The 27,000-nt window shown below is 65.7% G+C and carries 20 protein-coding genes; 17 read left to right on the top strand and 3 right to left on the bottom strand.

All coding sequences use genetic code 11. The annotated features are described in order from the left end of the window. The 14 genes from mraY (at position 1) to B843_RS08995 (ending at position 19,092) form a co-directional block, all read left to right on the top strand. Positions 1–1,101, top strand: a complete 1,101-nt coding sequence (gene mraY / locus B843_RS09060) for a phospho-N-acetylmuramoyl-pentapeptide-transferase (RefSeq protein WP_025253195.1) — start codon at positions 1–3, stop codon at positions 1,099–1,101. A 111-nt stretch (positions 1,102–1,212) separates the two neighbouring features. After that, complete coding sequence (murD, locus tag B843_RS09055; protein ID WP_025253194.1) at positions 1,213–2,655, top strand: UDP-N-acetylmuramoyl-L-alanine--D-glutamate ligase; 1,443 nt, start codon at positions 1,213–1,215, stop codon at positions 2,653–2,655. 215 nt (positions 2,656–2,870) lie between these two features. Continuing rightward, complete coding sequence (locus B843_RS09050) at positions 2,871–4,469, top strand: FtsW/RodA/SpoVE family cell cycle protein (RefSeq protein WP_025253193.1); 1,599 nt, start codon at positions 2,871–2,873, stop codon at positions 4,467–4,469. 1 nt (position 4,470) lies between these two features. Next, positions 4,471–5,538, top strand: coding sequence for an undecaprenyldiphospho-muramoylpentapeptide beta-N-acetylglucosaminyltransferase (gene murG / locus B843_RS09045; protein ID WP_025253192.1), 1,068 nt, complete (start codon positions 4,471–4,473; stop codon positions 5,536–5,538). A 106-nt stretch (positions 5,539–5,644) separates the two neighbouring features. After that, positions 5,645–7,060, top strand: a complete 1,416-nt coding sequence (murC, locus tag B843_RS09040) for a UDP-N-acetylmuramate--L-alanine ligase (RefSeq protein ID WP_051483574.1) — start codon at positions 5,645–5,647, stop codon at positions 7,058–7,060. A 40-nt stretch (positions 7,061–7,100) separates the two neighbouring features. Further along, the gene (locus tag B843_RS09035) at positions 7,101–7,763 is read left to right on the top strand and encodes a cell division protein FtsQ/DivIB (RefSeq protein ID WP_025253190.1); all 663 of its coding nucleotides are present in this window, start codon (positions 7,101–7,103) and stop codon (positions 7,761–7,763) included. Positions 7,764–8,195: 432 nt separating this feature from the next. Next, the gene (ftsZ, locus tag B843_RS09030; protein WP_025253189.1) at positions 8,196–9,416 is read left to right on the top strand and encodes a cell division protein FtsZ; all 1,221 of its coding nucleotides are present in this window, start codon (positions 8,196–8,198) and stop codon (positions 9,414–9,416) included. Positions 9,417–9,461: 45 nt separating this feature from the next. Then, complete coding sequence (gene pgeF / locus B843_RS09025; protein ID WP_155895134.1) at positions 9,462–10,187, top strand: peptidoglycan editing factor PgeF; 726 nt, start codon at positions 9,462–9,464, stop codon at positions 10,185–10,187. Between the two features lie 208 nt (positions 10,188–10,395). Beyond that, a complete protein-coding gene (locus B843_RS09020) occupies positions 10,396–10,845 on the top strand; it encodes a cell division protein SepF (protein ID WP_025253188.1) in 450 nt (149 codons plus the stop codon). 254 nt (positions 10,846–11,099) lie between these two features. Continuing rightward, complete coding sequence (locus tag B843_RS09015; RefSeq protein ID WP_025253187.1) at positions 11,100–11,390, top strand: YggT family protein; 291 nt, start codon at positions 11,100–11,102, stop codon at positions 11,388–11,390. Positions 11,391–11,767: 377 nt separating this feature from the next. Further along, positions 11,768–12,808: a DivIVA domain-containing protein gene (locus tag B843_RS09010; protein WP_025253186.1), complete on the top strand. Its 1,041-nt coding sequence runs from the start codon at positions 11,768–11,770 to the stop codon at positions 12,806–12,808. 385 nt (positions 12,809–13,193) lie between these two features. Continuing rightward, positions 13,194–16,346, top strand: a complete 3,153-nt coding sequence (ileS, locus tag B843_RS09005; RefSeq protein ID WP_025253185.1) for an isoleucine--tRNA ligase — start codon at positions 13,194–13,196, stop codon at positions 16,344–16,346. A gap of 203 nt (positions 16,347–16,549) precedes the next feature. Beyond that, positions 16,550–18,151 (top strand): succinic semialdehyde dehydrogenase, encoded by a 1,602-nt coding sequence (locus tag B843_RS09000; protein ID WP_051483482.1) that lies wholly within the window; start codon positions 16,550–16,552, stop codon positions 18,149–18,151. A gap of 65 nt (positions 18,152–18,216) precedes the next feature. Then, positions 18,217–19,092 (top strand): SDR family oxidoreductase, encoded by an 876-nt coding sequence (locus B843_RS08995; RefSeq protein WP_081751647.1) that lies wholly within the window; start codon positions 18,217–18,219, stop codon positions 19,090–19,092. A gap of 334 nt (positions 19,093–19,426) precedes the next feature. Here the strand turns inward: B843_RS08995 and B843_RS08990 are convergent, their stop codons facing one another. Continuing rightward, a complete protein-coding gene (locus B843_RS08990; protein WP_025253182.1) occupies positions 19,427–20,698 on the bottom strand; it encodes an ATP-binding protein in 1,272 nt (423 codons plus the stop codon). Positions 20,699–20,965: 267 nt separating this feature from the next. On the opposite strand from B843_RS08990, the gene B843_RS08985 reads away from it, so the two are divergent. Then, the gene (locus B843_RS08985) at positions 20,966–22,408 is read left to right on the top strand and encodes an amino acid permease (protein ID WP_025253181.1); all 1,443 of its coding nucleotides are present in this window, start codon (positions 20,966–20,968) and stop codon (positions 22,406–22,408) included. 42 nt (positions 22,409–22,450) lie between these two features. Further along, positions 22,451–23,881, top strand: a complete 1,431-nt coding sequence (locus B843_RS08980) for a DNA polymerase IV (RefSeq protein WP_025253180.1) — start codon at positions 22,451–22,453, stop codon at positions 23,879–23,881. A gap of 51 nt (positions 23,882–23,932) precedes the next feature. On the opposite strand, the gene B843_RS08975 is transcribed toward B843_RS08980, so the two are convergent. After that, positions 23,933–24,874, bottom strand: a complete 942-nt coding sequence (locus B843_RS08975; protein ID WP_025253179.1) for an asparaginase — start codon at positions 24,872–24,874, stop codon at positions 23,933–23,935. A gap of 322 nt (positions 24,875–25,196) precedes the next feature. Here B843_RS08975 and B843_RS08970 point away from each other — a divergent pair, with 322 nt between their 5' ends. Further along, positions 25,197–25,817 carry a hypothetical protein gene (locus B843_RS08970; RefSeq protein ID WP_025253178.1) on the top strand — a complete coding sequence of 207 codons (621 nt, stop codon included), beginning with the start codon at positions 25,197–25,199 and terminating at the stop codon, positions 25,815–25,817. 97 nt (positions 25,818–25,914) lie between these two features. On the opposite strand, the gene B843_RS08965 is transcribed toward B843_RS08970, so the two are convergent. Then, on the bottom strand, positions 25,915–26,874 hold the full coding sequence (locus tag B843_RS08965) for a DUF6263 family protein (protein WP_025253177.1): 960 nt from the start codon (positions 26,872–26,874) through the stop codon (positions 25,915–25,917). Positions 26,875–27,000: the final 126 nt, after the last annotated feature.

The raw sequence follows: 27,000 nt of genomic DNA, 5'->3' as shown, positions 1-27,000 counted from the left end.
GTGACCCAGATTATTCTGGCGGGAGCGATTGGACTTTTGGTGTCGATCTTCGTCACGCCAATCCTCATTCGTCGCTTCAGTGCGGAGGGGCTCGGCCAGGAGATCCGCGAGGAAGGTCCGAAGTCGCACCTGCGCAAGAGGGGCACGCCCACGATGGGCGGCATCGCCATCCTCATCGGCATCACGGTCGCATACATCGTCGCGGGCATCTACGGCGAGCTCAACGGCACCCAGGGCTTTACCGTCTCCGGCGTGCTTGTGCTGGGGCTGACGCTGGCGCTGGGCGGGCTCGGCTTCGCCGACGACTTCATCAAGCTCTACATGGGCCGCAACCTGGGACTGAACAAAAAGGCCAAGCTCATCGGCCAGCTGGCCATCGCGCTCATCTTCGGCCTCCTCGTGCTGCAGTTCCCCGACGAGGACGGGCTTACCCCGGGCTCGACCCACCTGTCCTACCTGCGCGATCTAGACACCATCGACCTCGCCGTCGGCGGCACGATCGTGGGCACGATCATCTTCCTCATCTTCATGTACATCCTCATCTCGGCGTGGTCGAACGCGGTCAACCTCACCGACGGCCTCGACGGCCTGGCCGCGGGCAGCACCGCGATCGTCATGGGCGCGTATACGCTGATCACCTTCTGGCAGTTCCGCAACGGCTGCGCGGAGGGTGCGGCGCCCGGCTGCTACGACGTCCGCGACCCGCTCGACCTCGCGGTGCTCGCCGCCGCGGGCCTCGGCGCCTGCCTCGGCTTCCTCTGGTGGAACGCCGCCCCGGCGAAGATCTTCATGGGGGACACCGGCTCGCTCGCCCTCGGCGGCCTCGTCGCAGGCCTGTCCGTGACCTCGCGCACCGAGCTGCTCATGATCATCATCGGCGCGCTGTTCGTCATGGAGGCCGCCTCCGTGGTGATCCAGGTCTTCGGGTTCAAGACCCGCGGCATCCGCATCTTCCGCATGGCGCCCTTCCACCACCACTTCGAGAACGGCGGCTGGGCCGAGACCACCGTGGTGATCCGCTTCTGGCTGGTCACGGCGGTCGCCGCGCTCATCGGCGCCTCCATCTTCTACAGCGAGTGGCTGGGGCTGGCGGGCTTCTAGCCGCCGACCACTCCCGTACTGGCGGGGCCTTGCGGCCCCGCCTTTTCGCTCACTTCCTACAACTTCATTCCCGTTCCTACCCACCACTTCTACTTCGACCGAGGACTTCCCATGAGCCACAGCATCAACACCGCAGGACTATCCGACATCGCTCTTCTCCGCGGGCCGGTAATGGTCACCGGCGCTGGCGTCTCCGGGGTGGGGGCGGCGCGCCTGCTCATCGACCTGGGCGTGGACGCTGTCCTCGTCGACTCCGATCCCACGGCGCTCAACCGCGCCAGCGAGGCCACCGGTGCCCGCACGATGAGCGTCGAGGAGGCCGCCGGTGCGATGGGCGAGTTTTCCGGCGTGGTCACCTCCCCGGGCTGGCGCCCGGACTCGCCGCTGCTGGTCCAGGCCGCGGAGGCCGGGCTCGAGGTCGTGGGCGACGTGGAGCTGTTCTACCGCCTCGATCGGGCGGGCGTGTTCGGCGCGCCGCGCACCTGGATGGTGGTGACCGGCACCAACGGAAAGACCACCACCACGAGCATGCTCGCCGCGATGATGAAGCAGGCCGGGTTCTCGGCGCTCGCCGTAGGCAACATCGGCGTGTCCATCTCCGAGGCGCTGCTTGCCCCTGAGCGCGTCGACGTGCTCGTCGCCGAGCTGTCCAGCTTCCAGCTGCACTGGTCGAGCGAGCTCACCCCGGACGTCGGCGTCCTTCTCAACCTGGCCGACGATCACATCGACTGGCACGGCAGCTTCGCCGCCTACGCCGAGGCCAAGGCCAAGGTCCTGCGCGGTAAGGTGGCCATCGCGGGCATCGACGACGAGCACGTCCGCGAGCAGGTGGCCCGGCTGGGCATCACGCCGGTCGGCTTCACTCTCGGCGAGCCCGAGCCGGGGCAGGTCGGCGTGAAGGACGGCCAGCTGGTGGACCGCAGCGGCGTGGCCGGCGACGGCGACTCGGTGGTCATCGCCCCGGTCGAGGGCATCGAGCCTCCCGGCCCGGCGGGAGTGTACGACGCCCTGGCCGCCGCGGCGGCGGCCCGCGCGGAGGGCGCGAGCCCGGAATCGATCGCCCAGGCGCTGCAGGACTTTCACGTGGCGGGCCACCGCGGGCAGATCGTGGGCCGCTGGCGCGACGCCTCGGGCGAGGAGATCGTGGCCATCGATAACTCGAAGGCCACCAACCCCCACGCGGCCGACAGCGCGCTCGCGGGCTACGACAGCGTGGTCTGGGTGGCCGGAGGCCAGCTCAAGGGGGCCGAGATCGACCCGCTCATCCAGGCGCACGCCCACCGGCTCAAGGCCGTGGCGCTCCTCGGCGTCGACCGCGAGCTCATCGCTAGCTCGGTCCGCCGGTTCGCCCCCGACGCCGTCATCATGTCCACCGAGTCCACCGACCCGCAGTCGGCGATCGACGAGGTCGTGGCGTGGTCGGTGGCCCAGGCCAGCGGCGGCGACGCCGTCATCCTCGCCCCGGCGGCGGCGAGCCTGGACATGTTCTCCGGCATGGGGCAGCGCGGCACCATGTTCGCCGAGGCGATCGCCTCGATGGTGGACAACACCTAGAACCCGTTTCAGACGTTGGTACTGTGGCGTTTGAAAACCACTGTGGCAGCCTAGACCCCTATGCTTGAAGCAGCTCACCGACTCCGACCACCTTGGGAGAGAACTTGACCACCCCACGCGAACCACTGCGGTCTCCCTCATCCGGTTCTCCTGCGCCCCGGCAGGCGTCGGCGCGCCAGGGCAAGGCGGCGAAACCCAAGCGCAGCTTCCTGCAGATACTGGGCGAACAGCTCGCCGAGTGGCGCACGCGCCCGCTGACCGACTATTACCTCATCCTCACGATCGTGGGGGCGCTGACGGTGGTCGGCGTCATCATGGTGCTGTCGAGCTCGATGACCTGGTCGGTCATCGACAACCAGAACGTCTTCTCCACGGCGCTGAAGCAGTCGTTCATGGTGGTGCTCGGCCTCGTGGTCATGTGGCTCGCCCTGCGCACGAGACCCGGCACTCTGCGGAAGTTCGCCACCGCCGCGCTGATCGTCTCGATCCTTCTGCTGGTGGCCGTGCTCATCCCAGGCGTGGGCACCGGCCGCCTCGAGTGGGGATCGCAGTCGTGGATCGTGATCGGACCGCTTCGCCTGCAGCCCTCGGAGCTCGCCCGCGTGGTCATCGCGCTGTGGGGCGCGCACTATCTGGCAGACAGCGACCCGCACGCCCCGTGGCGGGAGAACAAGCTGGTCCACTTCGGTTTGGTGTCCATGCTCATCACGGCGCTGATCTTCGCCGAGGGCGACACCGGCATGTCGATGTCCTTCCTACTCGTGGTCGCAGTGCTCCTCGTCTTCGCGGGGCTCGAGCTGCGCTTCCTCGCGATCATCGCGGTGATGGGCCTGCTCGCCGTGCTGTACCTGCTGTTCAGCGGCGGCTACCGCTCAGACCGCTTCACCGTCTTCTTCGACGCGCTCATCGGGCACTTCGAGGACACCAAGGGCATCGCATTTCAGAGCTACCAGGGCTTCCTCTCGCTCGCCGACGGCTCGCTCCTAGGCGTCGGGCTCGGCCAGTCGCGGGCGAAGTGGTTCTACCTTCCCGAGGCGAAGAACGACTTCATCTTCGCCATCGTCGGTGAGGAGCTCGGGCTCCTCGGCGCTGGCATCATCATCTTCCTGTTCGGCCTGCTCGGGGTGATCGGCCTGCGCACCGCCCGCCGGTCCAACAACCAGTTCCTCTCGCTGCTGTCGGCGACGCTGACGCTCGGCGTGGTCATCCAGGCGTTCATCAACATCGGCTATGTCATCGGCGTGCTGCCGGTCACCGGCATCCAGCTGCCGCTCATCTCCGCGGGTGGTACCTCGGCCGTGATCACCCTGGGCGCGATGGGCATCCTCGCCAACTGCGCCCGCCATGAGCCGGAGGCCATCTCCGCGATGGCCTCCTACGGGCGCCCGGCGATCGACCAGATCCTCCTCCTGCGCGAGCCGGATAACCGCGACCTCGACCGCGACGTGCCCGCCTGGCGCCTGGCCGTCCCCGACCGCTCGCCGCGCCCGGCGCCGCGCCCGAACGCCGGCGCCTCGCGCCCGGCCCTCCGCGACGAGCGCGCCGTGGACCAGCGCCACCGTGCCGCCGACCCGCGCGGCCGGAACCAGCGCGGTGGGCAGGGGACCGCGCAAGGAAGCCAGCGCGGCCAGCGTGCAGAGAATCAGCGCGCAGGTAACCCCCGCGGAGCCTATCCTCGGGGCGGCGACTCGCGAGGCACCACCCCGCAGCGCGGCCCCCAGGGCGGGCGCCGCGGTGTCGCGGACGATCGCTACAGTAGAGACAGGAATCATCCCGATGACTTCGGTCGGGGACGCTACGAAGGAAGAAGATAATATGAGCCCACACATCATCGTCGCTGGCGGCGGCACGGCTGGCCACATCGAGCCGGCCCTGGCCGTGGCGGAGGCGTTGAAGGAGCGCGGCGCAACAGTGGCGGCGTTGGGCACCACCCGCGGGCTGGAGACCACCCTGGTCCCGCAGCGCGGCTTCCAGCTCGAGCTCATCGACCCGGTCCCCGTACCGCGCAAGCCAAGCGTGGACCTGTTCAAGCTTCCGGGGCGGCTCATTAAGACGATCCGGCAGACGCGCAACATCCTCAAGGCGTACCATGCCGACGCCGTCATCGGCTTCGGCGGCTACGTCTCCGCCCCTGCCTACATCGCGGCCCGCTCGCTGAAGATCCCCTTCTTCGTTCACGAGGCCAACGCCAGCGCGGGCATGGCCAACAAGCTGGGCATTCGCCTCGGCGGCACCGGGCTCAACGCGGTGGCGGACTCCGGCATTCCCGGCGAGGTCGTCGGCATCCCGCTGCGCCAGTCGCTCAAGGAGGACCCGGTCATCGCCCGTCAGCGCGCCCTCAACACCTGGGGGCTCGACGCGAACAAGCCCACGGTCCTAGTCACCGGCGGCTCGCAGGGCGCGGCGTCGCTCAACAGGGCGGTGGCCGGCGGCATCGATCGCGTGCTCGCCGCGGGCATCCAGGTGCTGCATTCGGTCGGCAAAAAGAATTCGCTTCCCGACGCCAAGGCGGGCTATGTCCCGCTTTCCTACATCAACGACATGGCCGCGGCCTACGCGGTGGCCGACCTCATCGTCTGCCGCGCGGGCGCTATGACCGTCGCCGAGAACACCCAGGCGGGCGTGCCGGCGGTGTACATCCCGCTGCCGCACGGCAACGGCGAGCAGGGCCGCAACGCCACCGCCATCGTCGAGGCGGGCGGCGCCCGGATCATCCAGGACGCCGACTTCGACGGCGACGCCTTTGCCACCCAGGTCACCGAGATCCTCGGGAACCAGGAGACGTTGGAGAAGATGCGCGCGGTCGTGCGCGGCTCCGGGCTGGGCAACGCCTCCGCCGTCATCGCAGGGAAGATCCTCGCGGCGGCGGAACACCAGGGATAGCCAGCGTAGCGTCGACAAGCGCAAAAAGAACGAGACCTGTTTCATTCTTAAGAAGGAAGTACAACCAGTGACCGCACCAGAAGCAATCGACCTCTCCCGGGTGCACATGATCGGCATCGGCGGCGCGGGCATGTCCGGCGTCGCGCGCATCCTCCTCTCCCGCGGCTCGACCGTGTCCGGTTCCGACGTCAAGGACTCCCGCCCGGTCATGGCGCTGCGTGCGATGGGGGCAAAGGTTGCCGTGGGGCACGCCGCGGAGAACCTCGAGATCTCAGGCCAGCTGCCCACCGTGGTGGTCACCTCGTTCGCCGCCATCCCGCAGGACAACCCGGAGCTGGTGCGCGCCCGCGAGGAGGGCATCCCGGTCATCCGCCGCTCCGACCTGCTGGGCGAGCTGCTCGAGGGCTCCACGCAGGTGCTCATCGCGGGCACCCACGGCAAGACCTCGACCACCTCCATGACGGTGGTGGCGATGCAGGCCGCGGGCATGGACCCGAGCTTCGCCATCGGCGGCCAGCTCAACAAGGCGGGCACCAATGCCCACCAGGGCACCGGCGCGTGCTTCGTCGCCGAGGCCGACGAGTCCGACGCCTCGCTCTTGCGCTACAAGCCGGACATCGCCGTGGTCACCAACATCGAGCCGGATCACCTCGACTTTTTCAAGACCCCGGAGGCCTACTTCCAGGTGTTCGAGGACTTCGCCGACCGGCTCACCGAGACCGGCCGCCTCGTCGTCTGCCTCGACGACCCGCACGCGGCGGCGCTGGGGGAGCGGGTGAAAGACCGCGTCACCGTCTCCGGCTACGGAACGCGCGCCGCGGCCGAGGCTCACCCCGACATCGTGGGCACCGTCATCGAGAGCATCGAGGTCACCCCGCAGGGCGGCACCCATGCCGTGATCACCGTGCTCGGCACCGCCATCGCCGTGGACCTGAAGATCCCCGGCGAGCACATGGTCAAGAACGCGGCCGCGGCTCTTACCGCGGGCGTGCTCGCGGGCGGCGACCTGGTCAAGCTCGCCGAGGGCATCAGCGGGTTCAGCGGCGTGCGCCGCCGCTTCGAGTTCCACGGCCGGGTGGATACCGGCGACTACCGCGGCGTGGAGGTCTACGACGACTACGCCCACCACCCGACCGAGGTCACCGCGGTGATGAAGGCGGCGCGCGAGAAGCTCGCCGCGCGCGGCTTCGGGCGCATCGTCGTCGCCTTCCAGCCGCACCTGTACTCGCGCACGATGGAGTTCGCCACGGAATTTGCCGAGGCCCTCTCGCTCGCCGACGAGGTCATCGTCCTCGACATCTACGGCGCGCGCGAGAACCCCGTCGAGGGCGTCGACTCCCGCATCATCACCGAGCACGTGACCAAGCCGGTCATCTTCGAGCCCAACTTCTCCGCCGTGCCCGCGCGCATTGCCGAGGTGGCCAAGCCGGGCGACCTCGTGCTCACCATGGGCGCGGGCTCGGTGACCATGCTCGCCGACGAAATCCTCCGCGCGCTCGACCCCGAGCGTGCCGACGACTAAAGCCACCGCCACCACTATCAGGGAAAGGACGCATCACCCCATGCGCGCACGGAAGAAGCCGCTCATCGCGGCGGCCATCGTCATCCTGCTCGTGGCGCTCGCCGCGGCGGCGTGGTTCGTGCCGGTGTTCAAGGTGGGCGGCTTCAAGGTGGAGGGCCAGGTCAACACCGCGGTCGAGGACATCGAGGCCGCGACCGGCGTGGCGGTGGGGGACAACCTGCTGCGCGTCAACGCCCAGTCGGCCGCCCGCGGCGTGAGCGCGCTGCCCTGGGTCGAGTCCGTCTCCGTGTCCAAGTCCTATCCCTCCACGCTGCATGTGGAGGTCCACGAGCGCACGGCGGCCATGTACGCCAAGCGCTCGGACGGCTCCCACCTCATCGACTCGACCGGGCAGGCGTTCCTCATCGCCGATCCGCCCGCGGGAACGCCCGAGGTGACCGGCCAAAACGACGACAACCAGGAGGTCTTCGCGGCCGTGGCCAGCGCGCTCGGCGCCCTGGACGACGCCACCCGCGCGCAGGTCACCGCGGTGCAGGCGCCCAGCCAATACGAGATCACCCTCCAGATCGGCCCAGACAAGAAGGTCTACTGGGGCTCGGTAGACAACGCGGCCGATAAAGCGGTGGCCACGAAGGTCGCGCTCACGCGCCCCGAGGCCTCCCTAGACGTCTCCGGCGCGCCCACCATCGCGATCAAGCGCTAGGAAACGAGAACCCCCGCGGATACCGCACGTATCGCGGGGGTTTATCGCGGCGTGCCCAAGTGGGGAAGCGGGGGAGAACTTTCGTTGGGGCGGATCAAGGCACGAATATTTCGGGAGAAAATTTTTGCAATTCTTCCGCGGGGCGCGGTCGCGAAGGCACCGGCCCCGCCCTCGCGGGAAGCCTTTTCCACGACGCCGCCGCACCTGCGCAAACGCGGCGGTGACCGCCGCGGGTCACCTGAGAGGCAGCTCAAAAGCGCACGTCAAAACCCTAAAGTAATGGTTGAGGGTACCGACACGCCGCCGAAAATGTGCCAGCATTTTGGGGAAGTTTCACCCATGATGGATGAAGTGCGGTTCCGCGGTTTTCGTCGTTTCCGCGGTGCCCAGCGACAAGCAGTTAATTCTTAAAAGGAAAGGCGAGTCTCTTACATGACTTCCCCAGATAACTACCTCGCCGTCATCAAGGTGGTCGGCGTCGGCGGCGGCGGCGTCAACGCCGTCAACCGCATGATCGAGGAGGGCCTCAAGGGCGTCGAGTTCATCGCGGTGAACACCGATTCCCAGGCGCTCATCTTCTCCGAGGCCGACGTCAAGCTCGACATCGGACGCGAGGCCACCCGCGGCCTCGGCGCCGGTGCCAACCCGGAGGTCGGCCGCCAGTCCGCTGAGGACCACAAGTCGGAGATCGAGGAGGCCCTCAAGGGCGCCGACATGGTCTTCGTCACCGCTGGCGAGGGCGGCGGAACCGGCACCGGTGCTGCGCCCGTGGTCGCCTCCATCGCGAAGAAGATGGGCGCGCTGACCGTCGGCGTGGTCACCCGCCCGTTCAAGTTCGAGGGCCAGCGCCGCACCCGCCAGGCCATGGACGGCATCGCGGCGCTGAAAGAGGTCTGTGACACCCTCATCGTCATTCCTAACGATCGCCTCCTGCAGCTCGGCGACGCCAGCCTCACCATGATGAACGCCTTCCGCGCCGCGGACCAGGTGCTCCACAACGGTGTCCAGGGCATCACCGACCTCATCACCATCCCGGGCCTCATCAACGTCGACTTCGCGGACGTCCGCTCCGTCATGGCCGACGCTGGCTCCGCCCTCATGGGCGTGGGCTCCGCCCGTGGCGACAACCGCGTGATGGTGGCCGCCACCGAGGCCATCAACTCCCCGCTTTTGGAGTCCACCATGGAGGGCGCCACCGGCGTGCTGCTGTCCATCGCTGGCGGCTCCGACCTGGGCATCCAGGAGGTCAACGACGCGGCCTCCATGGTTCAGGAGAAGTCCGACGAGGACGTCAACCTCATCTTCGGTACCATCTTCGACGACAACCTGGGCGATGAGGTCCGCGTCACGGTCATCGCCACCGGCTTCGACGGCGCCCGCAACAACGTCGCACCTGCGGCCGCCCCCGAGCAGCAGGCCCCGGCGGCCGTGCCGAACCCGACCCCGGCACCGGCGCAGGAGGGTGCCTCCCTGTTCGGCGAGGACAACGCCCGCCACCGCCGCGAGCAGGAGCAGCGCCAGGCCCCGGCGCAGCCGGGTCACCAGTCGCGCAACGGCCTGTTCACCAACCGCGAGGACAGCCAGCAGTTCCAGCCGCGCGAGGATCGCGACGCGGGCGTCGACGACATCGACGTCCCGGACTTCCTGCGCTAGGCACGCCCACCCCAAGCATCGCCCACTAGGTTGAGAGGAAACGCAGTGGCAGAGATCGACCTCGGCACCCGCCCGGTGCGCAAGGTATTCACCACCCGCAAGGGCGGGGTCTCCAAGGAGCCCTACGGCTCCTTCAACCTGGGCGATCACGTGGGCGACGAGCCCGCGGCCGTGAACGCCAACCGGCTCCGCCTGGCCAAGGCGGTGGGGCTCGACCCGGATCGCATCGTCTGGATGGAGCAGGTGCACTCCAACACCGTGACCGTCGTCGACGGCCCGCAGCAGTCGCCGGTGGAGGTCACCGACGCCCTCGTGACCACCGAGAAGGGTCTGGCTTTGGCGGTGCTCGTCGCCGACTGCGTGCCGGTGCTCCTCTCCGACACGGAGGCGGGCGTGGTCGCGGCCGTGCACGCGGGCCGCCTGGGCGCGCGCAACGGCATCGTGGCCAAGACCGTGGAGACCATGGTGGGCCTCGGCGCCACCCCGGCCAACATCCACGCGCTGCTCGGGCCCGCCGCCTCGGGGAAGAACTACGAGGTTCCAGCGGAGATGGCCGCCGATGTCGAGCGTCACCTGCCGGGTTCGACCACCACGACGGCCAAGGGCACCACCGGGGTGGACATCCGGGTGGGGCTGGTCCGCCAGCTGCTCTCGCTCGGGGTGCGATCCATCGACGCCGATCCGCGCTGCACGATCGAGGACAAGGATCTGTTCTCTTATCGTCGCGAGGGGGTCACGGGGCGACAGGCCGGTCTGGTCTGGCTGCAATAGCCCCTGGATCTCGGCGGTCCGCCTTAAGCGGACCCGAAGTGTTTTAAGAATTAACTAAAAAACAAAAAGCCCGTGTCGAAACAAACGGCATCATGCGCTGGCAGTTAAGTTGAAACCAACGTTGAAACACGGGGAAGCACACACCGACAACCTCGCGCTTTAGGCGAAAACGGTCTAGAGGCGAACACAAAAATTGGGAGGACACACCATGTCATTTGTGAAGAAGACCAAGGAGTTCTTCGGCCTCACTCCGTACGAGCTCGAGGGCGACGACGCTTACTACGAGGAGCCGCGCTACGAGGGATCCGTGGCCTACCAGCCGCGCTACGACGAGCGCCCCTCCTACGAGCGCGAGGTCCGCGAGCCGCGCGAGACGCACCTCGACCGCAGCTTCCCGGCCACCATCGTGCCGGTGACCATCAACTCCTACTCCGACGCCGCCGCCATCGGCAAGCCCTTCCGTGATGGCGACGCCGTGGTCTTCGACATCCGCAACCTCGGCGCCGTCGAGGCCAAGCGCATCGTCGACTTCGCCGCCGGCCTCTGCTTCGCCGTGTACGGCCAAATGAAGAAGATCGACACCGGCGTGTTCGCGATCGTGCCCAAGGACGCCGACGTCACCACCGCCGAGCTGGAGCGCACCGCGGGCGTTCGCTAGTTCACTGCTTGTCAAGGCCGCGCCGGGTTGTCCTCGGCGCGGCTTTTTCGCTTTCCGACGGCCAAGGTTGCTCACCTCGCGCCAAGAAATGCCCTAGCCCGGCATCGAAACCGGGTGAGGTCGTGCGGGTGAAGTCGGGGAGGCGGGCAGGGAACTTTGGAAACGGTGCCCGCGTTGGGGTAGGAGAATGAACCGCTCGGCGCCCCGCAGTATTAACGTGGGGGCCGATAGGCGTCGACAAGCGAAAGGAAAACATGTCCGCCATTTATGAGATCCTGTTTTGGGTGGTTGAGCTCTACGTACTCGCCCTCATCGGCAGGATCCTCGTGGAAATGATCCACTCCTTTTCCCGCAACTTCCGCGCGCCGCGCTGGTTCGTCGTCATCGCCGAGTTCCTCTTCGTCATCACCGACCCGCCGGTGAAGGCGCTGCGCAAGATCATCCCGCCGCTGAAGATGGGCAACGTCGCACTCGACGTGTCCGTGCTCGTGCTCTTCTTCCTGCTCCAGGTGCTGCAGATTGGCCTGCGGGTGGCGCTGGCTTAACCGAACTTTGCAGATTAATTTCGAATCCGAAATAAACCGCAATAACGGAAAAATAACAACCCCGATTCCCCTCCCCGTCAAGGGGCTATCGGGTTGATGTTCTTTTCTCAGAAACGGTCTGGCGCCGCCCGAAAATGCTGCCGGAAACCCGGAAAGGGGGCAGGTGCAGGGGGTAAAATGCTCATCGTGCTCTCAGTAAAATTCGGAGGCTTAATCTCCCCTTTGAACGCAAAATACGGGGATTTTGTCGCCCGAATGCAGCGTTTGTCACTGTCCACGTGTGGCAAACGTGCCATACTGTGAGTTAATGTGTTCAGATAAAAGCGTTCGTAGGCACCCCGTCTGCGAGTCGATGAATCTTGAAGGGATATAGCTCCATGCCTTTGACTCAGGCCGATGTGCGCAACATCGCTTTCAACAAGCCACCAATCGGCAAGCGCGGCTATGCCGAGGACGAGGTTGACCAGTTCCTTGACCTGATCGAGGAGAGCCTCGAAGAGCTCCAGGATGACAACGACAACCTGCGCCAGCAGGTCGAGGAGCTGAAGGCTGAGCTCGAGCAGGCGAAGGCCAAGGGTGCCGGCACCACCGCCACCGCGGCCGCCGCCCCGAAGGTGGACGAGAAGGCCCTGCGCGCGGAGGTCGAGGCCAAGGTCAAGGCTGAGTACGAGTCCAAGCTCGCGGACGCGAAGAAGGCACAGGAGAAGGCGGAGTCCGAGGCCAAGGCCGCCAAGGCCGAGGCGGAGGCAGCGAAGGCGGATGCGAAGAAGGCCGCTGCGGCTGCTCCCGCAGCCACCCAGAAGGCCGCGGCCGTCGCCGCACCGGCAGCCGCCGCGGGCGCTGGCATCGCCACCGCCGAGACCCACATGCAGGCAGCGAAGGTCCTGGGCATGGCCCAGGAGATGGCCGACCGCCTCACCGCCGAGGCCCGCAACGAGTCCCAGTCCATGCTGGACGAGGCCCGCGCCGCCGCCGAGAAGCAGATCAACGAGGCAGATTCCCGCTCCAAGGCAACCCTCGAGGACGCCCGCCAGCGCGCCGAGAAGCAGCTGGCCGAGGCAGACGCACGTTCCAAGTCCCTGGTCGCCGACGCGGAGAACCGCTCCAAGACCATGGTCGACGAGGCCACCAAGAAGTCCCAGCTGACCATCTCCGACGCCAACTCCCGCGCCGAGGCCCAGATCAAGCAGGCCACCGACAAGGCCAACGCCCTGCAGGAGGACGCAGAGCGCAAGCACACCCAGATCATGGCTTCGGTCACCCAGCAGCAGAAGGTTCTGGAGAACCGCATCTCCGAGCTGCGCAGCTTCGAGCGCGAGTACCGTACCCGCCTGAAGTCCCTGCTGCAGTCCCAGCTCGAGGAACTGGAGTCCCGCGGTACCTCTGCACCGTCGACCAACAACGAGGGCAACAACTAAGTAGCCTTTCCGCATAGTTCCCCGTCGCTTCCCGCGGCGGGGTTCGTGCTTTTCGACGCCTTCGGCTCGTCGACCCCGAACTCGTTGGGAAAGCGCGGGGGAGATGGGCTATACTTTTTAACCGTTGCGGGTTGCGTTGCACGGCGGGTTGCGCCGGGGCTGCGTCATCCGAGATAAACCAGACACACCAAAGGCACCGATCCGGCCATCACCGGGGAGCCTCCGGAAGAACGCACGCCAACGCGTGTCAGTAGAACCGGACGGGTAAGACCGTCATCTCCTTCACTAACGAAGTGGGGTTCGCCACAAGCGGGCCCAAGCAGGGTGGTACCGCGCGCGAGCGTCCCTGCACCTTATGGCAGTTTCGAGTGAAGGAGCTATTTTTATGGCTAACGTCGGTGGCGTCTACCCCCGCGTTGATATGACGGGCGGATCGAGCCGGTTCCCCGATATGGAGCAGCAGGTGCTCAAGTACTGGAAGGACGACGACACCTTCCAGGCCTCGCTGAAGAACCGAGAGGGTTCCCCGGAGTACGTCTTCTACGACGGCCCGCCCTTCGCCAACGGCCTGCCGCACTACGGCCACCTGCTCACCGGCTACGTCAAGGACATCATCCCGCGCTTCCAGACGATGACCGGCCACCACGTCCCGCGCGTGTTCGGCTGGGACACCCACGGCCTGCCCGCCGAGCTCGAGGCGGAGAAGCAGCTGGGCATCAAGGACAAGGGCGAGATCGAGGCCATGGGCCTGGCCAAGTTCAACGAGTACTGCGCCTCCAGCGTCCTGCGCTACACGCAGGAGTGGAAGGAATACGTCACCCGCCAGGCACGCTGGGTCGACTTCGACAACGGCTACAAGACGATGGACCCCGGCTACATGGAGTCCGTCATCTGGGCGTTCAAGCAGCTCTACGACAAGGGCCTCATCTACCAGGGTTTCCGCGTCCTGCCGTACTCCTGGGCCGAGCACACCCCGCTGTCCAACCAGGAGACCCGCCTGGACGACTCCTACAAGATGCGCCAGGACCCGACGCTCACGGTGACCTTCCCGATCACCGGCGTGGAGGAGGGCTTCGACGCGGACGCCTCGCTCGTGGGCGCTGTGGCCATCGCCTGGACCACCACGCCGTGGACCCTGCCGTCCAACCTCGCTCTCGCCGTCAACCCGGGCGTGACTTACGCCGTGGTCAAGGCTGGCGAGAACGCCACCGCGGCCGTCGCGGGCCAGCGCGTCATCATGGCCGAGCCGCTCGTCGGCGCCTACGCCAAGGAGCTGGGCGACTACGAGGTGGAGAAGACCCTGCCGGGTGCGAAGCTCGTGGGGCTTAACTACCAGCCGATCTTCGACTACTTCCTCGGCCACGAGAACGCCTTCAAGATCCTATCCGCCGAGTACGTCACCACCGAGGACGGCACCGGCATCGTCCACCAGGCCCCGGCATTCGGTGAGGACGATATGAACACCTGCAAGGAGTACGACATCCCGACCGTCGTCCCGGTCGACATGGACGGCAAGTTCACCTCGCTCGTCCCGGAGTACCAGGGCCAGCTGGTCTTCGACGCCAACAAGGACATCATCCGTGACCTGAAGGCCGCCGGCCGCGTCGTGCGCCACCAAACCATCGAGCACTCCTACCCGCACTCCTGGCGTTCGGGCGAGCCGCTCATCTACATGGCGCTGCCCTCGTGGTTCGTCTCGGTGACCAAGTTCCGCGACCGCATGGTCGAGGTCAACCAGGAGATCGAGTGGATGCCCTCGCACATCCGCGACGGCCAGTTCGGCAAGTGGCTGGAAAACGCCCGCGACTGGAACATCTCCCGCTCCCGCTACTGGGGTTCCCCGATCCCGGTGTGGATGTCCGACGACGAGAACTACCCGCGCGTGGACGTCTACGGCTCGCTCGAGGAGCTCGAGCGCGACTTCGGCCGCAAGCCGAAGAGCCTGCACCGCCCGGACATCGACGAGCTGACTCGCCCGAACCCGGACGACCCGACGGGCAAGTCCACCATGCGCCGCGTGCCGGACGTCCTCGACGTCTGGTTCGACTCCGGCTCCATGCCGTTCGCGCAGTTCCACTACCCGTTCGAGAACAAGGAGTTCTTCGAGAACCACAACCCGGCCGACTTCATCGTCGAGTACATCGGCCAGACTCGCGGCTGGTTCTACCTGCTCCACGTGCTCTCGGTTGCTCTGTTCGACCGCCCGGCCTTCAAGAAGGTCGTCGCCCACGGCATCGTGCTGGGCGACGACGGGCTGAAGATGAGTAAGTCCAAGGGCAACTACCCGAACGTCAACGAGGTCTTCGACCGCGACGGCTCGGACGCTATGCGCTGGTTCCTCATGTCCAGCCCGATCCTGCGCGGCGGCAACCTCATCGTCACCGAGCAGGGCATCCGCGAGGGCGTGCGCCAGGCGCTGCTGCCGATGTGGAACGCCTACAGCTTCCTGCAGCTGTACTCCTCTAAGCCGGCCGAGTGGTCCGTAGACTCCACGGATGTGCTCGACCGCTACATCCTGGCCAAGCTGCACGACCTGGTCGCTGGCGTGAACGCCTCGCTCGAGGCCACCGACATCGCCGCCGCCTGCGACGAGGTGCGCTGGTTCTGCGACGCGCTGACCAACTGGTACGTGCGCCGCTCCCGCGACCGCTTCTGGGCGGGCGACGAGCAGTTCCCGGAGGCCTTCAACACCCTCTACACCGTCCTGGAGACCCTCACCCGCGTCACCGCGCCGCTGCTGCCGATGGCCTCCGAGGTGATCTGGCGCGGGCTGACCGGCGAGCGCTCGGTGCACCTGACCGACTTCCCGAAGGCAGAGGACTTCCCGGCCGACCCGGAGCTCGTGCGCACCATGGACGAGATTCGCGGCGTGTGCTCGGCGACCAGCTCGATCCGCAAGTCCCACAAGCTGCGCAACCGCCTGCCGCTGCCGGGGCTCACGATCGCCCTGCCGGAGTCCGCGCGCCTTGCCGACTTCGCCGCCATCATCAAGGACGAGGTCAACGTCAAGGAGGTCACCCTCACCGATGACGTCGACTCCGTCGGCCGCTTTGAGGTGGTCGTCAACGCCAAGGTCGCGGGCCCGCGCCTGGGCCGTGACGTCCAGAAGGTGATCAAGGCCGTCAAGTCCGGCAACTACGAGCGCGTGGGCGACGGCGTGGTCGCCGACGGCGTGGAGTTGCAGCCGGGCGAGTTCACCGAGCGCCTCGTTGCCGCCAACCCCGAGTCCACCGCGCAGATCGACGGCGTGGACGGCCTCGTCGTCCTCGACATGACGCTCACCGAGGAGCTCGAGGCAGAGGGCTGGGCCGCCGACGTGGTCCGCGGCCTGCAGGACGCCCGCAAGGCCTCCGACTTCGAGGTCTCCGACCGCATCGAGGCCACGCTCTACGTGCCGGCCGACAAGCTCGAGTGGGCCACCCGCCACAAGGACTTCATTGCTGGCGAGGTGCTCGCCACCAGCTTCGAGATCCTCACCGAGGGCGAGGGCGCGCACAAGATCGTCGACGACGTTACCGCCGACGTGAAGAAGGCCTAGGCTTTCGCCGCTTGTCGACGGCCAATGGTGGCTGACCTTGAGCCCGTTCCCCGCAGCGCTGCGGGGAACGGGCTTTCCTCATGGGAGAACCCGCACGGAACCACTCGGCGAACGTCGGACGCGCATTGCTCGTTTGCCAATAAGAGATTACGAGTCACGGGTACCCTCGAATAAACGAAGGGCAATTGGCAAAAGGAGCTCCCATGGCACGAGTAGACAATGCATCCGCGCTGAATGATCGAGGACGAGCCGCACTCGCCCATTTGGTACCGCGTCCTGAGGAGCTCGTGGCGAAGGCGGATTCACGGGAACGACGGTCGCACGCCGCGGCGCTCACCGGCACGGAGATGGGAACCCTTCCGCTAACGCCGGCGGAACAGATCGCTGAGGTCTTCGATCACGCACGAGACATCCAACGCCGTTGGGAGGAGACGTCTTTTGCCACCCGCCGTGACCTCATGCTGAGGTTTCACGATCTGCTCTTGGAAGAGCGCGAGGCCATGCTGGACCTCATTCAGTGGGAGACGGCCAAGTCTCGAGCGAGCGCCTTCGAGGAAGTAGCGGATGTGGCCATCAACGCCCGCTTCTATGCCCGCACCGCACGCTCTGCGCTAGGCGATCGCAGGGTACCCGGTGCCGTCCCGTTGCTGACCACCGCGACGGTGAGCTATCACCCCAAGGGGGTGATAGCCGTGATCTCTCCGTGGAACTATCCGCTCACGCTCACCGCCTCGGACGCGCTGGCAGCGATCATGGCCGGAAACGCCATAGTGATCAAGCCGGATTCCCTTACTCCCTACACCGCGCTGGCGGTGAAGGTTCTTCTTGAGCGCGCTGGCTTCCCACGTGACCTGTTCCAGATCGTCCTTGGGGCCGGATCCACCCTGGGAAATCCCATGATCGATGCATCCGACTACGTGATGTTCACCGGGTCCTCGGCCACCGGCGCCGCGATCGCCGAACGAGCGGGACGAAATCTCATCGGCGTCTCGGCAGAACTCGGCGGAAAGAACCCCATGATTGTCCGTGCCGACGCCCCGATTGCCAAGACTGCGGCAGGGGCCGTGAAGGCGTGCTTCTCCAATAGCGGGCAACTGTGTATTTCCATTGAGCGGATCTACGTTCACACCGACATCTGGGATGCCTTCGTGCCAGAACTCGTTCGAAGGGTAGAAAAGCTGAAGGTTCGGGCGTCAATGGACTGGGAAGCGGACATGGGACCGCTCATCGGTGAGAGCCAGTTCAAGAAGGTGTCCGAGCACGTCGATGAAGCCGTGTCCAAGGGCGCGCGCATCCTCGCCGGTGGGAAACCAGTCCCGGAGGCTGGGCCGTTTGGATTTAGCCCCACCCTGCTCACGGATGTCACCGAGGAAATGGAAGTATTCGGGAACGAAACCTTCGGCCCAGTGGTCAGCCTTTACCGCGTGGAATCCGATGCAGAAGCCATCGCCGCGGCTAACGCCACGCCCTATGGTCTCAACGCATCGGTGTGGACCTCCGATCTGCGGGAGGGGGAGCGCGTTGCCAAGCAGATCCGATCCGGCATGGTCAATGTCAACGACGGCTACGCCGCCCTCTGGGGCTCGATCAAGGCCCCGTCGGGTGGGGTGAAGCAATCGGGCTTGTCGCACCGCCATGGAATAGAAGGTATTAGGAAGTACACCGATATCCAGGTGACGGCCACCCAGCGGATCATGCCGGTGATGGCACCAAGGTTCATGAGCGAGAAGGCCTGGAGCCGCCTTCTCACGGGCTTCGTCCGAGTGCAACGGGCTCTCCCCGGCATCCTCTTCGGTGAGAAGTAGGGATCGAACGAGCAATCCCGGGCAGGACCTCCTCCGTCATTCAAACAAGAAACAGAGTGAAAATCGTGAACCTTCTTAACAAAGTACTCAAGCGGCCCAACACAGTGACGACGCGAGACTCGGTGGTCCTTATCACCGGCGCGGGCTCTGGAATTGGCCGACTCATGGCACTCGAGGCTGCGCGCCGCGGCGCCACCGCAGTCCTAATCTGGGACCTCAACGAAAAGGCCGCCAAGGTTACAGCGAGTGAGGTTGAAGCCCTCGGAGCATCTTCGCACGGATACGGCGTGGACGTGACCAAGTCCGATGAGGTAGAGACCAGCGCCGCAGATGTGCTTAAGGAATTCGGGCGAGTGGACATCCTCATCAACAACGCTGGAATCGTGACCGGCAAGGACTTCCTCGATCTCTCCGATGAGGATGTGAGCCGGACATTTGAGGTGAACACCATCGCTCACTATCGGGTGACCCGTCAATTCTTGCCCCAGATGCTGGAGCGCGACTACGGCTCGGTGGTCACCGTTGCTTCGGCGGCGGGCCTGATCGGTGTGGCCCGCCAGACCGACTACTCGGCGTCGAAGTTTGCCTCCGTCGGGTTCGCGGAGTCCTTGCGCGCAGAATTGCGCCACCGCGGTTCGAAGGTTCACACGCTGGTCTTTTGCCCGTATTACATCTCCACCGGGCTGTTCGAGGGGGTAAAGACCCGCTTTCCCTTCCTTCTCCCGATCCTGGAGCCACAATCTGCTGCGCTCAGCGTCATCGACGCCATCGAGAAGGGCACGCAGATGAGGGTCATGCCGGGCTTTGTTCGCCTCGCGCAGATCATGAGGCCCATGCCGGTCCCGATTATTGATGCAGTCGCCGATTTCTTCGGGATCAATTCCACGATGGACGACTTCACCGGTCGGAAGAACGAGGCAGCTCGACCTGAGGACGAATAGATCCACCCACAACCTCCACGCCATGGTATCTCCGCAGGTTATCGAAACTCGGGGGTCTTCTCACATCGGATTCACTTCGACTGATCCTTTCATTTAGCTGGTGCATTCTTGGAATCATGTTGTCAACCAAGACGCTAGCAAGGTCCAATCTGGCCGTTCCTCTCTTGACAAGTGGCCAACACCCGAGAAAAACGCGGGCTACGCACGCAGTCTTATCGGCGCAAGAACAAGACCGTCGCTCTCGCTTTCTCCAACAGAGTAGATCGGTGTACACCGGAACCCTTGGTTCCCGTTCGCAGAAGTGGTCGGCCGTGCTCGTTTGATGATTGGCTTGCTATCCCAGCAACGCTAAGGGAACGACGGCGACGCCGTCAGGGCGTCGATAAGCGTGGGTGCCTGTGGTGACCACGACCTTGTCTACGAGGCGTGGGCCTATTTGATCGGCTAACCAATGGAGGTGGCGGACGTCTTTGTCTGTGGGGGTGGGCTTCAATTTCACCTCAAAGGCCACGACTTTTCCGTCGTAACGCTCAAGGATCAGGTCGACTTCTTGAGCCCCGCCTTGCGTGCGCAAATGGGAAACCTTAGCCTCGGCAGCCTGCCCGGCGGCGCGGACGGTCAGCGTGACCAATGATTCAAAGAGCTGTCCAAATAGCTCCCATGAACCCGATTCTTGGGAAACGAGCATTTCCGGTGTTAGTCCGAGAAGTGCCGCGGCGATGCCTGGGTCAAAAATCTGGTGCTTCGGCGCCGCGGTGAGTCTCTTGAAAGGGGTGCGGTTCGGAAACCATGCCGGGACAGGTTCTAGCAACCACAGTTTGGTGAGAATATCTCTGTAGCCTAGGGCCGCATCCTTTGAAATTTTGGCTGAGTCTCCGGGTGAAGCAGCATTCAAGATTTTTATGTATGACGTTGTCGTCGATGATGCGGCTGCATACGCAGCCCACCACGCCCGAAGAGACTCGGGCTTGCGGACCATGAGGCCTTGATCTGGTACGTCACGATCAATGACCCTTTGGATATAGGCATCGATAAGTTGGCGACGTAGTCGCGCGGGCTGCTCGTACACACCGGGCAGGCCGGTTGCGCATAGTGCGTGAGAGTAATCGGATAAAGAGTAGCTGGTAGCTCCTGTGATGGTGGCTTTGCCGGTGAAAAGATCCTCGATCCTTACAGTGGGTTCGATACCTGCGCGCTCCGAAAGCGCCAGCGGTCGCATCCTCAGGCTAATCACCCGTCCGGCACCAGAATGGGTGTCCACTCCTTCAAGTGGGGTAGCGCTTCCGGTTAGTAAATAGCGGGAATTGACGTGCTTATCCACATTCCTTCTAATCGCATCCCATACAGACGGCAGGTGCTGCCATTCATCGATGCAGAGGATTTCCTCACTTAACAGCAGCGCATCCATGTCAGCTTGTAGCAGTTCCCGCTCATTATCGCGGTCGAGGAAATATGTGCGGTCGGCCCGCCTAGTAGCGGTCTCTGACTTTCCCACGGCTTTGGGGCCGTCGATGGCGATGGCGGGCGCGGAAGTGAGTTCATCTAATTCAAAGTCGATGTATCGAGGAAGGTAGTGTTCGTTGGAAGCAGGATATTTTAGGGTCATGACTTAGACTTTAGCATCCTAACCGTCTATTTATCGCCCCACTAACCGCCGATTTATCGGGCAGTTAACCGCCGATTTATCGCGCCGATAACCGCCAACTTATCGGGTGAAGTCGATCAATTGCCCACCGCAAGGATCGCCAAGGTACTGATCCGTTCTTCTGTCCGTTCTGGCAAAGAAAACCGCATCGGCAATCTCGTCCCTTCCGATGAATAAAACCGATCACGGATTTCAAGTTGCTAGACCAAGCTGTCTAAGCTGAGCCTCATGAGCAAGACCGCAACCCCCGACACGCAAGGCGCCCTCCACGAGCAGGAGGTCGCGGGCTACCGCAAAGACCTCAAGCACCGCCACATCCAGATGATCGCCCTCGGCGGGGCGCTCGGCACCGGCCTGTTCCTCGGGGCGGGCGGGCGCCTGCACGCGGGCGGTCCGGGGCTTGCGATCGTGTACGCAGTGTGCGGTCTCATCGGCTACATGATGCTGCGCGCGCTGGGGGAGATGGTGGTCCATCGCCCGACGTCGGGATCCTTTACGTCGTATAGCCGGGAGTTCCTGGGCGAGAAGGCGGCGTTCTTCGCGGGGTGGATCTACTTCGTCGCGTGGGTGACCGTCGGCATCGCCGAGCTCACCGCCATCGCCGTGTACCTGCGGTTCTGGCACGTGTTCCAGTCGGTGCCGCAGTGGGTGCTGGTCGCCGCCGCCCTCGTGGTGGTCGTCGGCGTCAACCTCTTCGGCGTGCGGCTGTTCGGCGAGGCCGAGTTCTGGTTCGCCTTCATCAAGGTCGCCGCGATCATCGTGTTCATGGTCATCGCGGTGATCGTCATCGTCAAGGGCGACCCGATTCAGGGCCACGTGCCGGGACTTTCCACCCTGTCCGAGGGTGGCGGCTGGTTCCCCAACGGGGTCTTGCCGCTCATCGTCATGACCCAGGGTGTGGTGTTCGCCTACGCCGGCATCGACATGATCGGCGTGACCGCGGGCGAGACCGCCGATCCGGAAAAGGAGATCCCCAAGGCGATCAACACCACCGTGTGGCTCATCATCTTCTTCTACGTCGGCTCAGTGTTCCTGCTCGCCCTCGTGCTGCCCGCCTCGGCGTACTCCGGCGACGAGAGCCCGTTCGTCACCTTCCTCAACGCCCTGGGTGTCCCCGGCGCCGCCGACATCATGAACCTCGTGGTGCTCACCGCCGCGCTGTCCTCCGTCAACGCGGGCCTGTACGCCACCGCCCGCATCCTCAAGCCGCTCGCGGTGGGCGGTTCCGCTCCGAAGTTCTTGGGCCGCATGTCCGCCCAGGGCGTGCCCACCGGCGGGATCTGGCTGACCACCGCCTGCTTCGTGCTCGGCGTGGTGCTCAACTACATCGTCCCCGGCCACGCCTTCGAGATCGTGCTCAACCTGGGCGCCATCGGCATCCTGTGCATGTGGGCCATGATCTCCCTCTCACACCTGGGCTACCTGCGCGCAGCCCGGCGCGGCTCGGTTCGGCGCCACGCCTACCGCGCGCCGGGCGGGGCGGTGGCGGACCTCATCGTGCTGGCCTTCATGCTCGGCGTCCTCGTGCTCATGACCATGGACTATCCCAACGGCACCTACACCACGATCACCGCCGTGTGCGTGTTCGTCCCGGCCTTCGTCATCGGCTGGTTTGCGACCACCAGCTCGCGGCGTCGCGCCGCGAGCGAACTGCAGGCCGCCGAGGCGTAGCCGTCGACAAGCAAGAAGCGCGCATGCCTTAACCTTGAATACATGCAGCGCTGGGTCTTACACATCGACATGGACGCGTTTTTTGCGTCCTGCGAGCAGCTCACGCGCCCGACGCTGCGCGGGCGGCCCGTCGTGGTGGGCGGGCTCGGCGGGCGGTCTGTGGTGGCCGGCGCCAGCTACGAGGCGCGTGCGCTCGGTGCGCACTCGGCGATGCCGATGTATCAGGCGAAAAACCTCATCGGGTTTAGAGGAGTGGTGGTCCAGCCGCGCTTCGCGGTGTACCAGGCGGCTTCGCGGCGGGTGTTTTCGATCCTGGAAGACGCAAGCCCCGTGGTGGAGAAGATCTCCGTCGACGAGGGCTTCCTCGAGCCGCCCGAGCTCGTCGGCGCGGGCGCGGAGGAGGTGCGCGCCTTCGCCGATGCTCTGCGAGCGCGGATCCTCAAGGAGACCGGCTTGCCCAGCTCGGTAGGGGCGGGGTCGGGAAGGCAGTTCGCCAAGATCGGCTCGGGGCTGGCCAAGCCCGACGGGACCTACGTGATCCCCGCCGGCAAACACGAGGAGCTCCTCCACCCTCTGGGCGTGAACAAGTTGTGGGGCGTGGGGCCGGTCACGCACGCGAAGCTCAAGCAGCTCGGCGTGGAGACGATCGGCGACCTCGCCAGGCTTTCGGAGAAGGAGATGTCCATCTCGCTCGGCAACGCCGTCGGCCGCTCGTTGTGGCTCATCGCCCAGGGCATCGACACCAAGCCGGTGGCGCCGCGCGCGATTGCCAAGCAGATCAGCGCCGAGCACACCTACCCCGAGGACCTGCGCACCGTCGCCGAGGTGGACCAAGCGATCAGGCGCGCGGCGGAAGGCGCCATGAAGCGGTTGCTTCACGACGGCCGAGGGGTGCGCACCGTCACCCTCAAGCTGCGGCTGAAGGACTTACACAGCGAGACCCGCTCGATGACCCTGCCGTACGCGACCAACGACGCCGAGACGCTGGCGGCCACCGCCTTATCGCTCGCGCGCTACCCGGACGAGGTCGGGCCCATCCGGCTGGTGGGCGTGGGCTACTCCGGCCTCGACGACGCCCGCCAGGACGTGCTGTTCCCGGAGCTGGACAAGCAGGTCCGCCGCCAGGTCGCCGACAGCGACTACGAGTCGGGTGTGCGCTCCTCGATCATTGAGGAAACCGGGGCCGCCGAGGAGGAGCCGCCCGGCGACGCCACCTCGGCGTTCTGGCAGACCCAAGACGTCTTCCACCCCGAGTTTGGCCACGGCTGGATCCAGGGGATCGGGCATGGGAAGGTGACCGTGCGCTTCGAGACCCGCACCACCGACCCTGCCGCCTCGAAGGTGCGCACCTTCGCCGCCGACGACCCCGAGCTTGTGCCCGCGAATCCGCTCGTGAGCCTTGACTGGGCGCTTGAGAGGGATCCGGAGGGTGGCGACGAACAGCGTGAAACGGGCGAGGTGACCACGCCGTAGGCGTCGAAAAGCGAAAAGCGCCCCCGAAGGAGCGCTAGTTTCGTGCGGCCTCTAGAACAGTGTCGCCGGGTGCACACCCGTGGACACGGCGATGGCCAGCAGCACGCGGGCCTGACCTGAGCGGAAGTAGGTCGATCCGATGACCCCCTTGGAGGCCAGCGTCGCGCCCCCGCCCGCGCCGCCGTAGACGCCCGCGACCTCGCCGCGGGGTACGCGGGTGCTCATGACCACCGGGATGCCCTTCTCGATCGCCTCGCCGAGCGCCGCGCCCAGCTCGGTGCCGACGTTGCCGGAGCCCATGCCCTCGACCACGATTCCCTGGGTTCCCGCCGCGATGGCGGCGTCGACGAAGGTGCGCGGGGCTCCGGGGTAGCCGGGGATGATGTCCACGCGGGTACCTGCCAGCGGGTGATACTTCACCGGGTCGGCGCGCAGCGGCTCCTCGGGACCGTTGGTGGCGAACGCGAGGTCGTCGCTGGTGTGCCACTTGACGCAGCCGCGCGCCGGGATGACGGCGTGGCCGAAGACGACGAGCACGCCGATGCCGCGGGCGGAGGTGTCGGAGGCGATCATGACTGCCTCGAAGAGGTTGGTGGGGCCGTCGGACTCCGAGTGGCCGTGGGGCTTTTGGGCGCCGGTGAACACGATCGGGCGCTCGTCGGTGTGGAAGGTGTCCACCGCGATGGCGGTCTCCTCCATGGAGTCGGTGCCGTGGGTGACCACGACCCCCACGACCTCGGGATCCTCGAGCGCGGCGAAGGCGGCCTCGGTGACGACGTCGACGTCGGCGAAGGTCATCGAGGAGGAATCGAGCCGGTGCAGCTCGCGGACCTCGATGTCGAGGTTGCCCGCGAAGCGCTCGGCGATGGGCGCGATGAGTTCCTCGCCGGAGACGGTGGGGATGAGGGCGCCATTGTCGTCGGCGGTGCACGAGATGGTGCCGCCGGTGGTCAACACGACGACTTTCTTGCCGGTCTCAGTAGGTGAAGTCATGCGTATAAGAGTGCCACACCACAACCAGCTGCGGGCCGACAAGCCCCACAAAGGTGTTCTTGCGCGGCCGAGCCCCCGCGCCCGGGGATGAGCGCGCCGCGTGCCACGGTCGTGACCTTGTGAAATTGGTCGAAATACGGGGTGTCTTAGGTACGCCTAGCTGAAAAAACGCGCTAGTATGCGTGGAAGAACGCTACACCTTTGGTCAAAGGCCTCGGGCCCACCGGGCGGGTCGCGCCGTTTCACTTTTGTGCGGGCGGCCGGTAAGTTGCTTGGGGTCCTCTCGAAGGCCTGTCGCTAAAACGAAACAAGGAGTACCCCTGTGAAGCTTTCCAAGATCGCCGTCGCCGGCCTGGCCGCCGCAGCCGCCGTGTCCCTCGCGGCCTGCTCCAGCGACAATGGATCCTCGTCGGCATCGTCCGCTTCCTCGTCCGCCGCGTCCTCGTCCGCTTCCCAGCAGGAGGCTCCGGCGCCGACCCCTACTGTTGAGGAGCTCAACGCGATCTTGGCCGTCGCGACCGACCCGAACGCGACCATCGATCAGAAGATCGCCACCGTTCAGGGCGGCGAGACCGCGCCCGAGCTGTTCGAGACCATGACCCTGTCCAAGCAGGAGTCCGGCGCCGACTTCCAGGTCGTCCAGCCGATCCTGCCGGGCTACACCCCGAACTCCGTGCTGGCCACCGTGAACTTCACCCTACCGGGCAAGGACCCGCAGCCGGCCGAGAACGTCGAGTTCATCTACGAGAACGGCACCTGGAAGCTTTCCCAGTCCTGGGCGTGCACCCTGATCACCAACACCGTGGCGCCCGAGCAGGTCCCGGCGATGTGCTCCGACATCCCCACCGCGCCGTCGGTGAGCGATAGCGCCGTCGCCCCGGCCGAGTCCCCGGCCGCCGACGCCCCAGTCGAGCAGGCACCCGCGGAGACCCCCGCGCAGTAGTCGCGCACAGAGGTCAACCCCGGTCACGTCACGTGGCCGGGGTCTTTGCTTGTCGACGGCCGAAGGCCCGCGGCCGCTAGGCGTCGACAAGCAAACGCTAGACACCGTACTTGACGGACGTGGTGGTGTCTTGCACGACGCGGGTCTGGCCGGAGTCCTCGCCGTAGACGACGCGCGTGGTGAATGCGATCTGTCCGCTGACCGGCAGCGGCTGGTTGAGGTCGACGACGATGTGACCGTCGGTGGTGGTGTTGGAGTTGAGCACGTTGAGGGTGTGCGTGCCGTCGGTGAGATCCGTCGTGATCGCGCCGACGGCCGGGCGCTGGGCGACCTTCACGTCGAGCGAGACCTTGTCGCCGTCGATGCCGGTGATCGTGTACGTGGTGGTCTGCAGCATGGTGGAGTCGTCGGTGACGCGCGCGTCGACCGTCCACGAGCCGCCCACGCCGACTGCGTCGCCGGGGAAGACCACGGTCTCGGGCACGAGCCGGGTGAAGTAGCGTTCGACGAGCGCGCGGCCGGTGTCGGTGGCCTCGGTGGGGGCTTGGAAGTTGGCGGAGGTGATCTGGCCGGACTTCTTGGCGAACCAGCCGACGACGAAGCCGGTGTCGGATTTGACGTCCTGGGCCTGGTCGAGGTTGTCGATGCTCGAGTCACCCAGCGTGATGTTCACCGAGCGGTTGGCGCCCTGGTCGTCGGTGTTGTCCGCGGCGACGGTCTCCACCGACAGCGGGGAAGTGAACGTGGTCACGGTGCCGCCCGCGGGGGCGGTGGGATCGACCTGGTCGGCGGCGACGATCTGCTGGTCGAAGCCGTCGGCGATGGCGACGGTGATCTGCTGCGGCGAATCGTCCTTCGACTGGTCGTCGCTGGCCAGGTCCTTGTACTCGAGGACCTGCGGGTTCTCGCCCGCGCTGACGAGCGCCACGCGCGGGGCATCGACGGCGGCGCCGACAGGCTTTTCCACCTTCGTGCCGCTCTGGCTGGTGCACGCGCCGAGCGCCAGCGCGGAGGCCACGGCGAGGGCGATGATTCGGATCTTTGCGGGCTTAGTCACCCTCAACACCCTACCGGCACCACCCGTGGGTGTGGCCCTTAAGTGCCGCCAATCGGCGTGTGTTTTTGGGCTTGGGAGCGTCCATTTGGGAAGATGGGGGATGTGAATCTATCTGATGGGAGAAAG

The sequence above is a fragment of the Corynebacterium vitaeruminis DSM 20294 genome (genome assembly GCF_000550805.1).
GTDB classification, from domain to species: Bacteria; Actinomycetota; Actinomycetes; order Mycobacteriales; family Mycobacteriaceae; genus Corynebacterium; species Corynebacterium vitaeruminis.
This window is presented reverse-complemented; position numbering and strand designations above follow the sequence as displayed.

Excerpts from the sequence above, each read along its gene's own strand:
- ftsZ (WP_025253189.1), top strand. The coding sequence starts at position 8,196 with ATGACTTCCCCAGATAACTACCTCGCCGTCATCAAGGTGGTCGGCGTC.
- B843_RS09015 (WP_025253187.1), top strand. The coding sequence starts at position 11,100 with ATGTCCGCCATTTATGAGATCCTGTTTTGGGTGGTTGAGCTCTACGTA.
- murG (WP_025253192.1), top strand. The coding sequence starts at position 4,471 with ATGAGCCCACACATCATCGTCGCTGGCGGCGGCACGGCTGGCCACATC.
- B843_RS09020 (WP_025253188.1), top strand. The coding sequence starts at position 10,396 with ATGTCATTTGTGAAGAAGACCAAGGAGTTCTTCGGCCTCACTCCGTAC.
- B843_RS08990 (WP_025253182.1), bottom strand. The coding sequence starts at position 20,698 with ATGACCCTAAAATATCCTGCTTCCAACGAACACTACCTTCCTCGATAC.
- B843_RS08985 (WP_025253181.1), top strand. The coding sequence starts at position 20,966 with ATGAGCAAGACCGCAACCCCCGACACGCAAGGCGCCCTCCACGAGCAG.
- B843_RS09035 (WP_025253190.1), top strand. The coding sequence starts at position 7,101 with ATGCGCGCACGGAAGAAGCCGCTCATCGCGGCGGCCATCGTCATCCTG.
- ileS (WP_025253185.1), top strand. The coding sequence starts at position 13,194 with ATGGCTAACGTCGGTGGCGTCTACCCCCGCGTTGATATGACGGGCGGA.
- B843_RS08975 (WP_025253179.1), bottom strand. The coding sequence starts at position 24,874 with ATGACTTCACCTACTGAGACCGGCAAGAAAGTCGTCGTGTTGACCACC.
- murD (WP_025253194.1), top strand. The coding sequence starts at position 1,213 with ATGAGCCACAGCATCAACACCGCAGGACTATCCGACATCGCTCTTCTC.
- B843_RS09000 (WP_051483482.1), top strand. The coding sequence starts at position 16,550 with ATGGCACGAGTAGACAATGCATCCGCGCTGAATGATCGAGGACGAGCC.
- B843_RS08980 (WP_025253180.1), top strand. The coding sequence starts at position 22,451 with ATGCAGCGCTGGGTCTTACACATCGACATGGACGCGTTTTTTGCGTCC.
- murC (WP_051483574.1), top strand. The coding sequence starts at position 5,645 with ATGATCGGCATCGGCGGCGCGGGCATGTCCGGCGTCGCGCGCATCCTC.
- B843_RS09010 (WP_025253186.1), top strand. The coding sequence starts at position 11,768 with ATGCCTTTGACTCAGGCCGATGTGCGCAACATCGCTTTCAACAAGCCA.